The organism is Pseudomonas chlororaphis, assembly GCA_001023535.1.
In the GTDB taxonomy this organism is placed as follows: Bacteria; Pseudomonadota; Gammaproteobacteria; order Pseudomonadales; family Pseudomonadaceae; genus Aquipseudomonas; species Aquipseudomonas chlororaphis_E.
On record CP011020.1, the window covers coordinates 1271037 to 1283819 of the forward strand.

The following is a 12783-nucleotide window of genomic DNA, read 5'->3' on the forward strand; positions in this document are numbered from 1 at the left end:
TGTGGGAGCGAGCTTGCTCGCGAAGGCGGCGGCAAGGACACCACCGCCTCCAGCTCACATCACACTTTCTTGTAAAGCTGACTGCCTTCCTGCTTGAACCGCTCGGCCTGTTCCGCCATCCCTTGGGCGACTTCCACATCCACCGCCTCGATGCGCTGGTTGGCCGCGTACTCGCGCACTTCCTGGGTGATTTTCATCGAACAGAACTTCGGCCCGCACATCGAGCAGAAATGCGCGACCTTGGCCGAGTCCTTCGGCAAGGTTTCGTCGTGGTACGAACGCGCGGTGTCCGGGTCCAGGCCGAGGTTGAACTGGTCTTCCCAGCGGAACTCGAAGCGTGCCTTGCTCAAGGCGTTGTCGCGGATCTGCGCGCCGGGGTGACCTTTTGCAAGGTCGGCCGCATGAGCAGCGATTTTGTAGGTGATGATCCCGGTCTTCACGTCATCCTTGTTCGGCAAGCCCAGGTGTTCCTTCGGGGTCACGTAGCAAAGCATCGCGCAACCGAACCAGCCGATCATCGCCGCGCCGATGCCGGAGGTGATGTGGTCATAGCCCGGCGCGATGTCGGTGGTCAACGGGCCGAGGGTGTAGAACGGCGCCTCGTCGCAGCACTCGAGCTGCTTGTCCATGTTTTCCTTGATCAGTTGCATCGGCACGTGGCCCGGGCCCTCGATCATGCATTGCACGTCGTGCTTCCAGGCGATCTTGGTCAGCTCGCCGAGGGTTTCCAGCTCACCGAACTGCGCTTCGTCGTTGGCGTCGGCAATCGAGCCCGGACGCAGGCCATCGCCCAGCGAGAAGCTGACGTCGTAGGCCTTCATGATTTCGCAGATGTCTTCGAAGTGGGTGTAGAGGAAGTTTTCCTTGTGGTGCGCCAGGCACCACTTGGCCATGATCGAGCCGCCACGGCTGACGATGCCGGTGACGCGCTTGGCGGTCATCGGCACATAGCGCAACAGCACGCCGGCATGGATGGTGAAGTAGTCGACGCCCTGCTCGGCCTGTTCGATCAGCGTGTCGCGGAACAACTCCCAGGTCAGGTCTTCGGCCACGCCGCCGACTTTTTCCAGGGCCTGGTAGATCGGCACGGTGCCGATCGGCACCGGCGAGTTGCGGATGATCCACTCGCGGGTTTCATGGATGTGCTTGCCGGTGGACAGGTCCATGACCGTGTCCGAGCCCCAGCGGATGCCCCAGGTCAGCTTCGCCACTTCTTCTTCGATGGACGAACCCAGCGCGCTGTTGCCGATGTTGCCGTTGATCTTCACCAGGAAGTTGCGGCCGATGATCATCGGTTCCAGTTCGGTGTGGTTGATGTTGGCCGGGATGATCGCGCGACCACGGGCGATTTCGTCGCGGACGAATTCCGGGGTGATGACTTTCGGCACGCTGGCACCGAAGCTGTGGCCGGCGTGTTGCTGGTCCAGCAGGCCAGCGGCGCGGGCCACTTCCAGCTTCATGTTTTCGCGGATGGCGACGTATTCCATCTCGGCGGTGATGATGCCTTTGCGCGCGTAGTGCATCTGGCTGACGTTGGCGCCCGGCTTGGCCCGGCGCGGGTTGTTGACGTGGGCGAAGCGCAGTTGGGTCAGTTCGGGATCGGCCAGGCGCTGCTGGCCGAAGTTGGAACTCAGGCCGGCCAGGCGCTCGGTGTCGCCACGGGCCTCGATCCACGGCGAGCGCACGTCGGCCAGGCCTTTGCGCACATCGATGATCACGTTCGGGTCGGTGTAGGGGCCCGAGGTGTCGTACACGGTCACCGGCGCGTTGATCTCACCGCCGAAGTCGGTCGGGGTCACGTCGAGGCTGATTTCGCGCATGGGCACGCGGATGTCCGGGCGACTGCCTTGGACATAGATTTTTTGCGAGCGGGTAAAGGGCTGAACCGATTGCTGATCGACCTGGGCCGAATCACTGAGGTTGATCGCGTTTTTTGATTTTGTCGTCATCACGGGCTCTCCAGACACACATCCAGGCAGTGGATTTTTGTCGGAGCGAACCTGTAGCGAATGGACGCAATCGCGCACGACGGTGCGGATGCTGTGCTTGCTGCGGAGCGTGCTCGAAGATCGAAAGCCGATGATCGAACCACATCCCGGACGAAGCACAAGAGGACTCGCCGGGTGACGAGAAATCTTGTTCCCTACGCAGGCGTTAACCTGATCAGGTTCAACGGGATCCGAAATTATTCGATCTCAGCCTCATAGCAAGGCACCCCGACAAGAACCTGGCCAGTCTAGACACAACTCCCGCGGAACGCCATCACCTGGGCAAAAGCCGTGATGAATGGCGCATATACAGGATTGTTGCCGTGCGTGCGCGCAACTACACTCGCTACGCCGCGCCTCTTTAGTGCGCACTCATCCGTGAAATAGGGATCGCCTCATGCTGCGCAAACTCTCACTGGCCCTCGCCGTGTCTTGTGCGTCCAATGGACTGGCCTGGGCTGCCGAAGCGCCCTTGACCACCAAAACCGATCTGGTGAGCGTGTATCAGGAAGCGGTGGACAACAATGCCGACCTGGCCGCCGCCCGCGCCCAGTATGGCGCCCAGAAGGAAGTGGTGCCCCAGGCGCGTGCCGGGTTGTTGCCCAACCTGTCCGGCGGCGCCGAAGTGGCCAACGTGCGCACCGACATCGACCAGCCGGCCGCCGTTGCCACCCGCAGCGCTCGCTCGTATCAGGCCACGCTGTCCCAGCCGCTGTTCCGGGCCGATCGCTGGTTCCAGTTCCAGGCCGCCAAGTCGGTGAATGAACAGGCCTCGCTGCAACTGTCGGCCACCGAGCAGAACATGATTCTGCAAAGCGCCGAGAGCTATTTCAACGTGCTGCGCAGCCAGGACAACCTGGCCTCGACCAAGGCCGAGGAAGCCGCCTTCAAGCGCCAGCTCGACCAGTCCAACGAACGCTTTGACGTGGGCCTGTCGGACAAGACCGACGTCCTGCAATCCCAGGCCAGCTACGACACTGCGCGCGCCAACCGGATCCTTGCCCAGCGCCAGGTCGAGGATGCCTTCGAGGCGTTGATCACCCTGACCAACCGCCAGTACAACTCGATCCAGGGCATCGTCCACACGCTGCCGATCCTGCCGCCGGCACCGAACGATGCCAAGGCCTGGGTCGACACGGCCGCCAAGCAGAACCTCAACCTGCTGGCCAGCAACTATGCGGTCACCGCGGCCGAAGACACCTTGCGCCAGCGCAAGGCCGGCCACGCACCGACCCTGGACGCCGTGGCAAGGTACGAAAAAGGCGACAACGATGCCTTGGGCTTCAGCAACCCGAACGCGTTCGGCCAACCGTACGGCGGTGACGTCGAACAGCGCACCCTGGCGTTGCAACTGAACATTCCGATCTACAGCGGCGGCTTGACCAGCTCCCAGGTGCGCGAGTCCTACTCGCAACTCACCCAGACCGAGCAGCAGCGCGAAGGCTTGCGCCGCCAGGTGGTGGAAAACACCCGCAACCTGCACCGCGCGGTGAACACCGACGTGGAACAGGTCCAGGCGCGGCGCCAGTCGATCATTTCCAACCAGAGCGCGGTGGAAGCCACGGAGATCGGCTACCAGGTGGGGACGCGCAACATCGTCGATGTGCTGGATGCCCAGCGCCAGCTGTACACCTCGGTGCGCAACTACAACAACGCCCGTTACGACTACATCCTCGACAACCTGCGCCTCAAGCAGGCCGCCGGCACCTTGAGCCCGGCCGACCTGCAAGACCTGTCGCGCTACCTCAAGCCCGACTACAACCCGGACAAGGACTTCCTGCCGCCGGACCTGGCGCAGGCCGCGGCGCAGCAGTTGCGTTCACGGCCGGCGCAGTAACCACCCGTTTAACAGGCAACGGTTCCCTGTGGCGAGGGGATTTATCCCCGTTGGGCTGCGTAGCAGCCCCAAACCTGACAACTCGGTGTGTCAGATGGCTTGAAAGGGGGCGCTTCGCGCCCCAGCGGGGATAAATCCCCTCGCCAAAGGCAACGATCACCGGTCGGAAATCAACCGCCCCAACCCGTCCAGCAACCGCTGCAACGCACCCTGGTTGGCCCGCATCACCTTCAATCCCGCCTCGGCCATGCGCTGGGCATCGCGGGGCAGCTCGAACAGCCGTTGCACCGCCAAGGCCAGGCTCTCGGCATCCTCGACCTCCTGCAACGCACCGGCGCTGCGCAATTGCGCGGCGATGTCGAGGAAGTTGAACAGGTGCGGCCCGCTGAGCACCGGCTTCGCCAGCGCCGCCGGCTCAAGCAGGTTGTGTCCGCCGTTGGCCACCAGGCTGCCACCGACAAACGCACTGTCGGCCAACGCATAGAGAAACAGCAGCTCGCCCATGGTGTCGCCGAGCAAGACCGAAGCCTGGGCGGTAATCGGTTGCGCGCTGGAGCGCCGGACCGTGGCGAAGCCCTGACTTTCACAGAGCTGGTGCACGGCGTCGAAGCGCTCGGGATGACGCGGCACTAGGATCAGCAACGCATCGGGATAACTGTCGAGCAGCCGGCGGTGAGCGTCGAGCACCACCTCATCTTCCCCTTCATGGGTACTGGCAGCGATCCACACCGGGCGCTCCATGGCTTGCCACTGACGCCGCAAGGCGCCGGCGTTTTCCAGCAGTTGCGGGTCGATGGCCAGGTCGAACTTGATCGAGCCCGTGACCTCGACGGTCTCCGTCCGGGCGCCCAGTTGCCGGAAACGTTCGGCCTCGGCTTCGGTCTGGACGGCGAACAGGCTCATCTCGGCGAGCATCGGCCGAGTGAGCCCGGGGAAGCGCGCATAGCCTCGGGCCGAACGCTCCGACAATCGCGCATTCGCCAACGCCACGGGAATGCCCCGGCGGGCACACTGGTGAATGTGATTGGGCCACAACTCGGTTTCCATGATCACCGCCAGGCACGGACGCACCTGGTCGAGAAAACGCCTGGCCGCGCACGGCAAGTCGTACGGCAGGTAGCAGTGCTGGATGCGCGGCTCGTTGGCGAACAACGCCTGGATCCGCTCCGATCCCGTCGGGGTCATGCAGGTGACCGTGATCGGCAACTGTGGATAACGTTGCAGCAAGGCGCGGATCATCGGTGCGGCGGCAATGCTCTCGCCCACCGAAACGGCATGGACCCAGATCCCTCCCGGCGCCATCGCCGGCAGCCCCCGAGAGAAACGCTCGCCAATGCGCCGGGCATACGCCGGCGCCTTGCGAGCCCGCAGCCACAGCCGAATCGCTACCAGTGGCAGCCCCAGATAAAACAATGCGCTATAGAGAGTTCTGTTCATGGCGGCGGAGTTTATCGGTTTTTCAGCCGATCGCCTGCAACTGCACGGCAAAACGTTCCGCCAGCCAGCGCGCCGCCGGCCCCAAAGGTTCGTCGCGGCGCCAGACCAGCTCCACCACCAGGGCCGGCGGGGTCCACTCGCTGTTGAGCTCCACCATGTCGCCCAAATACGCCGGGTACTGCACGACGTGCCGTGGCAACCAGGCCCACCCCAGGCCACTTCTCAGCCATTCGGCCAACACATAGAAACTGTCGGCGCGCCAGACCTGCGGGCTGGCCTGCTCGCTGCCGGGGTAGACACTGGATTGGGTCGCCATCAGCAACTGCCGGTGCCGGGCCATCTCTCGGCAGGACACATAGGCGTGGCTGGCCAGCGGATGCCCCTTGCCGCACACGGTGACCATCTCGACGCTGCCCAACACGCGGCGCTCCAGGGCTTCGGGGATCTGGTCGTGGTAGAACAACAACCCCAGGTCCGCGCGGCGCTCCACCAGTTTGCGCGCCACGTCGCCCTGGGCGGCGCTGGCCAGTTGCACCTCAAGGGTTGGGAATTGCTCGGCCAGCGCCGCCAGGCTGTCGATGACCGGTTGATACGGCATGGCTTCGTCCTGGGCCAGACGCAGGGAGGCTTCCTGGCCACGCATCAGCGCCAGTGCCCGGCCGTTGAGGCGCTCGCACTGATGCAAGACCTCCCAAGCCTCCTCCAGCAAGACCTCGCCGGCCTCGGTGAGCGTCGGCTGCCGGCCACTGCTGCGCTCGAACAGGCTCACCCCCAGGTCGGTTTCCAGCCAGGCGATCGCGCTGCTGATGGCCGACTGGGCTTTGCGCCGGTCCCGTGCCACGGCAGAAAACGAGCGCTTCTCGGCGACTTCCACGAATAACTGTATTTGTTCCAGATTCCACTGCACAGGCATGGCGCAACCTATCTCTTATACAGATAGGTAATGACTTTACCGCATCTGCCCAGGTTCTAGAATGGCGCCATCGAAAGACGCAACGCTGACCGAGGACTGCCCATGAACGCTTACTACTACCTGGCTATCGCCATTTGCGCGGAAGTGATCGCCACCGTTTCGATGAAAGCGGTGAAAGGCCTGAGCACACCTCTACCCCTGATCCTGGTGATCGCCGGCTACGGCATTGCCTTCTGGATGCTGACTCTGGTGGTGCGCACGGTGCCGGTGGGCGTGGCGTACGCGGTGTGGGCCGGGATGGGGATCGTCATGGTCAGCGTGGCGGCGTTGTTCATCTATGGGCAGAAGCTGGATGTACCGGCGATGCTGGGGATGGCGCTGATTGTGCTGGGGGTGGTGGTGATTCAACTGTTCTCCAAGACGGCCGGGCACTGAACACACAAACCTGCGGTGAACAGCTTTTTATGGCGAGGGAGCTTGCTCCCGCTGGGCCGCAACGCGGTCTTCCTGGTGGGCGCTTCGCACCCAAGCGGGAGCAAGCTCCCTCGCCACGGGGCAGCCGCCTTTGATGTTGATGCTCAACAAATCCCAATAGCATCGAGTCTGTATACTGCGCCCTCGTCTTGTTCACTGAGGTCGCTGCATGCCATCCGTTATTTCCACCGACGTTCTGATTGTCGGCGCTGGAGTCGCCGGCCTCTGGCTCAATGCACGTCTACGTCGCCTGGGCTTTTCGACCGTGCTGGTGGAGAGCGCCAGCCTCGGCGGCGGGCAGAGCGTCAAATCCCAGGGCATCATCCACGGCGGCGCCAAGTACGCCTTGCACGGCGCCCTGACCGGTGCCTCGGAAGCCATCGCCGACATGCCGCGCCGCTGGCGTGAAGCCCTCAAGGGCGAAGGCGAGCTGGACCTCTCCGGCGTGCGCATGCTGTCGGATGCCCATTACCTCTGGTCCCCCGGCACCCTGGCCGGCAACCTCACCAGTTTCTTCGCCAGCAAGGCCGTGCGCGGCCGGGTCGACCAGGTCAAGGGCGAACAACTGCCGCCGGCCCTGCAAGACAAGCGCTTCAAGGGCAAGGTCTATCGCCTGGCCGAACTGGTGGTGGACGTTCCCAGCCTGATCGAGCGCCTGGCGGAGCTGGCCGGCGATAGCTTGCTGGCCGGGCAGCGCATCGAGCCGTTGCGCGAGGGCGGCGCACTGGTGGGCTTGAAGGTGGACGACCGCGAGATCCGCACCCAGCGCATTGTCCTCAGCGCCGGCGGCGGCACCGCCGACCTGCTCGGCGCCCTGGGCCTGGACCAGCCGGCCATGCAGCGCCGACCGCTGCACATGGTCCTGGTCAAGGGACCGAGCCTCAAGCCACTCTACGCCCACTGCCTGGGAGGCGGGCCGAAGCCGCGCGTCACCGTAACCACCCACCCGGCCGCCGACGGCCAGTGGGTCTGGTACCTGGGAGGCGACCTCGCCGAAGGCGATGGCGTGGCCCGCGAGCCCGCCGCGCAGATCGCCGCCGCCCAGAAAGAGCTCGGCCAGTTGCTGCCCTGGATCGACCTCAGCACCGCGCAATGGGCCACATTGCGGGTCGACCGCGCCGAACCGTTGCAAACCGGCCTGACCCGTCCGGACAACGCCTTTCTCGCCGAGCAGGATCGCCTGCTGGTGGGCTGGCCGACCAAGCTGGCCCTGGCCCCGGACTTCGCCGACCGGGTGATCAGCGCGCTGCAACGCGACGGTGTCGAACCCCATCAAGCGGCGCCGTTGCCGGCGTTGCCGAAACCGCCCATGGGCGTCCCGGCGTGGGAGCAACTGCTGCCATGAGCCAACCGACCCTGCACGACCTCTACCGGCCGCTGGGCCATAACGGCCCCCAGGTCTCGCCGCTGGGCCTGGGCACGGTCAAGCTCGGCCGCGACCAGGGCGTCAAGTACCCCAGCGGCTTCCAGATCCCCGATGACGAGGCGGCGCGCATGTTGCTCAAGCTGGCGCGCGACCTGGGCATCAACCTGATCGACACTGCGCCGGCCTACGGCCAGAGCGAAGAACGCCTCGGCCCGTTGCTACGCGGCCAGCGCCAGGACTGGGTGATTGTCAGCAAGGTCGGCGAGGAATTCAGCGACGGCCAGTCGCGCCACGACTTCAGCGCCGCCCACACCCGACGCTCGGTGGAACGCAGCCTCAAGCGCCTGGAAACCGACTACATCGACCTGGTGCTGGTGCATTCCGACGGCAATGACCTGGCGATTCTCAACGACAGCGAGGTTTACCCGACCCTCGCGGCGCTCAAGCGCGAAGGCAAGATCGGCGGCTTCGGTTTTTCCGGCAAGACCGTCGAAGGCGGCTTGAAAGCCTTGGAGCAAGGCGATTGCGCGATGGTCACCTACAATCTGAACGAACAGGCCGAGAAGGCGGTCATTGACTACGCCAACGCTCACGGCAAGGCGATCCTGGTCAAGAAAGCCCTGGCCAGCGGCCATGTCTGCCTGAGCCCCGGCGTGGACCCGGTCCGGGCCAGCTTCGAACTGTTGTTTGAACATCCTGGGGTCGCCAGTGCTATTGTCGGCACCATTAATCCGCTGCACCTCGCCCATAACGTCGCGACCGTTGCCAAGGTCCTGCGTGAGAACTGACGCCGCTTGACGCGGCATGAAGAAGGAGTCGACATGCCGCGTACGCTCATCCGCAAGAACCCAAGCAACTTCAAGACCCTGCCCCTGTTTGTCGAAGCGACGCCCGAAGGCCTGGCTTACCAGAGCGTCGGGATGCCGATGAATTTCGCCCAGACCCTGCAGCGCCGCCGTCCTGTCACCGTGGCCGACGCCGAACGCTTTTCCCTGGAGCTGGCCAACCTGGGCGTTTCGGTGCGCCTGACCGTGCATTGGCAGAATCGTGACTATTGGGTATTGGTGCGCCAGCGCCGGCAGGACCGTGGCGATGTGGTGCTCAAGTTGATTTCCGGCTACGTCCCGGCCCACGAGCTGAACCTGCCGCTGCTCACCGCCATCAGCGAAATCGCCGAGGAATGCCTGCTGGAAACCCCGGAAGGCTGGCTCGGCGGACGCTTCAACGACACCTGGCTGCCGGCCCCCTACGCCAGCGCCCTGCACTATCGCGAAGCCCTGCCGTTCCGCCTGACGCCGCTGTCGGGCTCCGCGAGGCCGGTGCGCAGCGCGAACCTGCAACTGATCGAACGGCCTCGGGCCTATGTGCACCTGCCCACGGCGTCCCTGCAATTGATCTATGACCTGCGCCTGGACGTGCCCAAGGAAGCCAAGTCCCTGAGCCTGTTCCATGTGGATGAGCGCCTGGAGGGCGACCAGTTGGTGGCGCGCCTGGACCGCAAAAGGCCGGATCTGTACCTGATGCCGCTGCAGGATGGGCAACCGCTGCCGGAGCTGTATACCTTGAAGAAGGACCAGTTATACCCGGCCAGCACCCGGGGGCTGTACCTGGCGGAAAGTTTTGCCCGGCAGGACGGCTGGCTGGTGCGTGACGAGCGGATTCGCTGGAAGGACTGGTTGCGCCAGCAAGGCTTGGCGCCACCGGGCAAGGAATCGGGACTGACCCGACTGAAGGGCAAGGCCCGGCAATTGTTCAAGAAGATCGTGCCGCGCAAGACGGCTCGCTAAACCTGATGCCCATTTTCTGGCTGGACAATGGGCCCTGTGGGAGCGAGCTTGCTCCCACAGATTCTGCGCTTTGCCTGACGCATCAGTTGTTGCGGATCTTCTCCACAATCGCCGTCGTCGAGCTGTTCTCCACCAGCCCCAACACTTTCACAGTGCCGCCGTAGGCCGCGACGATGTCCGCACCCACGACCTGGTCGATCCCGTAGTCACCGCCCTTGACCAGCACATCCGGCTTGACCTGGCGCAGCAGGTTTTCCGGCGTGCTTTCGCTGAAGCTGATTACCCAGTCCACCGCCCCCAGCCCGGCCAGGACCGCCATGCGCCGGTCGACGCTGTTGATCGGCCGGCCCGGGCCCTTGAGACGGCTCACGGAGGCATCGTCATTGACCGCGACGATCAGACGATCGCCCTGGGCCCTGGCCTGTTCCAGGTAGGTCACATGGCCCGCGTGAAGAATGTCGAAGCAGCCATTGGTGAAGACGATTCTCTCGTTATGGGCTCGGGCATCGTCAACCGCCAGCAGCAGTTGCTCCAGGCCCAGCACACCGCGCTCGGAGCCTTCTTCGCGCTGGATGGCACGCCGCAATTCCGGGGCGCTGATGGCCGCCGTGCCCAGCTTGCCGACCACGATCCCCGCCGCCAGGTTCGCCAGGGCCACCGCATGGGGCAGTTCCTCACCCGCGGCGATGGCCGCCGCCAGGGTGGAGATCACGGTGTCGCCGGCGCCCGTCACGTCGAACACTTCGCGGGCCCGGGCCGGCAGGTGCAACGCCGGATGATCGGGACGCAGCAGGGTCATGCCGTGCTCGCCACGGGTTACCAGCAAGGCGCCGAGGTCCAGATCCTGCATCAGCTGGGCACCCTTGCTCACCAACTCGTGCTCATCGACGCAACCGCCGACGATGGTTTCGAACTCGCTGAGGTTCGGCGTGATCAGGCTGGCGCCACGGTAGATGGAGAAATCCTTGCCCTTGGGGTCGGCCAGGACCGGAATGCCACGGGCACGGGCGGCCTGGATCAGCACCTGGTGGTTTTTCAACGCACCCTTGCCGTAGTCGGACAACACCAGCACCTTGACCCCATCGAGCAGGCTCTCGACTTCCCCGCCGAGGGCCAGGGGATCGGTGGAAAACGGTTCTTCGAAGTCGATGCGCAGCAGTTGCTGGTGACGGCTCATGACCCGCAGCTTGACGATGGTCGGCTGGTGCGCAATGCGCTGGAAGGTCGCCCGCACGCCCGCGCCCTTGAGGCTGTTGGTCAGGCTGTCGGCGGCCTCATCGTCGCCGGTCACGCCCACCAGTGAAGCCGGTGCGCCCAGCGCGGCGATGTTCAGGGCAACGTTGGCGGCACCACCGGGGCGGTCCTCGATGTTCTCGACCTTCACCACCGGTACCGGTGCCTCGGGGGAAATCCGTGAGGTACCGCCATGCCAGTAGCGGTCGAGCATGACATCGCCGACCACCAATACAGGGGCTTGATCGAATCGCGGCATGGACAACTTCATGGAGATCCCACATACAAAATGAACAGGGGCGCGATATTAGCACAGGGTTGGTGAAGGCTGATTCATGGCTGTGTGCCACTACTTTCACTCGTCGATGCGCGCCCCCATTCGGAGGCGCGACGCGATGCAAGTTTGCCCGCCCGATCAGCGTTGCAGCAACGCCGACAACCGCTCGCAGGCCTGGGCCAACGCCGTTTCACTGGTGTCGATCTGGCAGTCCGGGGCGAGCGGAGCTTCGTAGGGACTGTCGAGCCCGGTGAAGTTCTTGATTCGCCCGGCGCGGGCTTCGCGGTACAAGCCCTTGGGGTCGCGCTGGGCACAGACGTCCAGGGGGGTGCTGACGTAGACCTCCACGAAGGTGCCTTCCGGGAACAACTGCCGGGCCGTCTCGCGGTCGGCGCGAAACGGGGAGATCGCCGCGACGATGACGATCAGGCCGGCATCCACCATCAACCGCGCCACCTCGCCGATGCGCCGGATGTTTTCCTTGCGTGACTCGGCATCCATGCCCAGGCCTCGACACAACCCTTGACGCAGGTTGTCGCCATCGAGCAGGGCCGTGTGCAGGCCCTGCCGGTTGAGCTGTACCTCCAAGGCATTGGCCAGCGTCGACTTGCCCGCCCCGGACAGCCCGGTCAGCCAGATGCAGCGTGGACGCTGGGCCTTGATCGCGGCCCGATCCTGGGGCGTGAGCGCCGGCGCGCAAGGACGTATCTGCGCCTGCAATACCTTTGACGTTTCATTCATAGCCGAGCATCTCATAGTCACGTTGGTACACCCGCCGCACCAGGCGGCGCGTGCGTACCGAGCACAGGTCCCGTACCGGCACCGCGGCGCGCTGCTGCGAGCGGTTCACATGGGGCAAGGTCGCACGGCCGCCGAGACGTTCGTATAGCTGGCGATAATCGCGCCCCAGGTGTTCCTGATAACCGATGAAATCCATCGCCAGATGGCCGAGGGAGTCGGTGAGAAAATCCGTCTGGGCAGCGAAATGCAGTTGCCGGGTGATGTTTTCCGGGTGCAGCCAGCGGGCGACGAAGTCATCGAAATCGCGGTAATGCCTCACCATTGCCTGCGCCGCGTGATCGCGTTGCCCCAGCGTATTGCCCCGCAGGAAAGCATAGGCTGAATATGCCCGCTCCAGCGGATCACGCACAAAAGCGAATTTGAAGCTGTCGGCGTACTGCCGCGCAAACTGTTGCTCGTACCAGTACAACGGCAGGTGTCCGGGGGTATAGCCTTCGAACAAGCCGGCGCAAACACTACTGCCGGCGCATTTTGGCACATGGATGAACAGGCAGGCGCGCTCGGCGAAGATTTCGGGGAAATGGCAGTTGGCCGACATCGACTTGTTCACGACCTGGCGGTCGACCACCGACAGGCGCCCCAACAGAAAGGACCGCTGCGCCTTGGGCAGCAGCTTCCAGAGATAGCGTTGCAGCATTCGGATACCCACGCGAGAAGGATGGCCCCCTCG

11 protein-coding genes are annotated in these 12783 nt (G+C 64.3%); 5 read left to right on the forward strand and 6 right to left on the reverse strand.

Features of this window, described 5'->3' with window-relative positions; translation table 11 throughout:
* Positions 1-59 precede the first annotated feature (59 nt).
* Positions 60-1949, reverse strand: coding sequence for a thiamine biosynthesis protein ThiC (locus VM99_05485; protein ID AKJ97531.1), 1890 nt, complete (start codon positions 1947-1949; stop codon positions 60-62).
* A gap of 436 nt (positions 1950-2385) precedes the next feature.
* On the opposite strand from VM99_05485, the gene VM99_05490 reads away from it, so the two are divergent.
* Entirely contained in the window at positions 2386-3825 is a 1440-nt protein-coding gene (locus VM99_05490; GenBank protein ID AKJ97532.1) for a channel protein TolC, read from the forward strand.
* Between the two features lie 156 nt (positions 3826-3981).
* On the opposite strand, the gene VM99_05495 is transcribed toward VM99_05490, so the two are convergent.
* Positions 3982-5262, reverse strand: a complete 1281-nt coding sequence (locus VM99_05495) for a 3-deoxy-D-manno-octulosonic acid transferase (protein AKJ97533.1) — start codon at positions 5260-5262, stop codon at positions 3982-3984.
* A gap of 22 nt (positions 5263-5284) precedes the next feature.
* Positions 5285-6175 carry a LysR family transcriptional regulator gene (locus VM99_05500; protein ID AKJ97534.1) on the reverse strand — a complete coding sequence of 297 codons (891 nt, stop codon included), beginning with the start codon at positions 6173-6175 and terminating at the stop codon, positions 5285-5287.
* A gap of 102 nt (positions 6176-6277) precedes the next feature.
* Between VM99_05500 and VM99_05505 the strand changes: the two genes are divergently transcribed.
* From VM99_05505 to VM99_05520, 4 genes are all read left to right on the forward strand, one after another.
* Entirely contained in the window at positions 6278-6610 is a 333-nt protein-coding gene (locus tag VM99_05505; protein ID AKJ97535.1) for a multidrug DMT transporter, read from the forward strand.
* 208 nt (positions 6611-6818) lie between these two features.
* Positions 6819-7994: an FAD-dependent oxidoreductase gene (locus tag VM99_05510; GenBank protein ID AKJ97536.1), complete on the forward strand. Its 1176-nt coding sequence runs from the start codon at positions 6819-6821 to the stop codon at positions 7992-7994.
* Positions 7991-8803: an aldo/keto reductase gene (locus VM99_05515; protein ID AKJ97537.1), complete on the forward strand. Its 813-nt coding sequence runs from the start codon at positions 7991-7993 to the stop codon at positions 8801-8803. Before VM99_05510 ends, VM99_05515 begins: the two co-directional genes overlap by 4 nt.
* A 33-nt stretch (positions 8804-8836) precedes the next feature.
* On the forward strand, positions 8837-9802 hold the full coding sequence (locus tag VM99_05520) for a metal ABC transporter ATPase (protein ID AKJ97538.1): 966 nt from the start codon (positions 8837-8839) through the stop codon (positions 9800-9802).
* Between the two features lie 82 nt (positions 9803-9884).
* On the opposite strand, the gene VM99_05525 is transcribed toward VM99_05520, so the two are convergent.
* The 3 genes from VM99_05525 to VM99_05535 form a co-directional block, all read right to left on the reverse strand.
* Positions 9885-11306 (reverse strand): heptose 1-phosphate adenyltransferase, encoded by a 1422-nt coding sequence (locus VM99_05525; protein AKJ97539.1) that lies wholly within the window; start codon positions 11304-11306, stop codon positions 9885-9887.
* Positions 11307-11450: 144 nt separating this feature from the next.
* The gene (locus tag VM99_05530; GenBank protein ID AKJ97540.1) at positions 11451-12053 is read right to left on the reverse strand and encodes an adenylylsulfate kinase; all 603 of its coding nucleotides are present in this window, start codon (positions 12051-12053) and stop codon (positions 11451-11453) included.
* Positions 12046-12750 carry a sulfotransferase gene (locus tag VM99_05535; GenBank protein ID AKJ97541.1) on the reverse strand — a complete coding sequence of 235 codons (705 nt, stop codon included), beginning with the start codon at positions 12748-12750 and terminating at the stop codon, positions 12046-12048. The genes VM99_05530 and VM99_05535 overlap by 8 nt, the downstream gene beginning before the upstream one ends.
* Positions 12751-12783 lie beyond the last annotated feature (33 nt).

Excerpts from the sequence above, each read along its gene's own strand:
- VM99_05485 (AKJ97531.1), bottom strand. The coding sequence starts at position 1,949 with ATGACGACAAAATCAAAAAACGCGATCAACCTCAGTGATTCGGCCCAG.
- VM99_05490 (AKJ97532.1), top strand. The coding sequence starts at position 2,386 with ATGCTGCGCAAACTCTCACTGGCCCTCGCCGTGTCTTGTGCGTCCAAT.
- VM99_05495 (AKJ97533.1), bottom strand. The coding sequence starts at position 5,262 with ATGAACAGAACTCTCTATAGCGCATTGTTTTATCTGGGGCTGCCACTG.
- VM99_05500 (AKJ97534.1), bottom strand. The coding sequence starts at position 6,175 with ATGCCTGTGCAGTGGAATCTGGAACAAATACAGTTATTCGTGGAAGTC.
- VM99_05505 (AKJ97535.1), top strand. The coding sequence starts at position 6,278 with ATGAACGCTTACTACTACCTGGCTATCGCCATTTGCGCGGAAGTGATC.
- VM99_05510 (AKJ97536.1), top strand. The coding sequence starts at position 6,819 with ATGCCATCCGTTATTTCCACCGACGTTCTGATTGTCGGCGCTGGAGTC.
- VM99_05515 (AKJ97537.1), top strand. The coding sequence starts at position 7,991 with ATGAGCCAACCGACCCTGCACGACCTCTACCGGCCGCTGGGCCATAAC.
- VM99_05520 (AKJ97538.1), top strand. The coding sequence starts at position 8,837 with ATGCCGCGTACGCTCATCCGCAAGAACCCAAGCAACTTCAAGACCCTG.
- VM99_05525 (AKJ97539.1), bottom strand. The coding sequence starts at position 11,306 with ATGAAGTTGTCCATGCCGCGATTCGATCAAGCCCCTGTATTGGTGGTC.
- VM99_05530 (AKJ97540.1), bottom strand. The coding sequence starts at position 12,053 with ATGAATGAAACGTCAAAGGTATTGCAGGCGCAGATACGTCCTTGCGCG.
- VM99_05535 (AKJ97541.1), bottom strand. The coding sequence starts at position 12,750 with ATGCTGCAACGCTATCTCTGGAAGCTGCTGCCCAAGGCGCAGCGGTCC.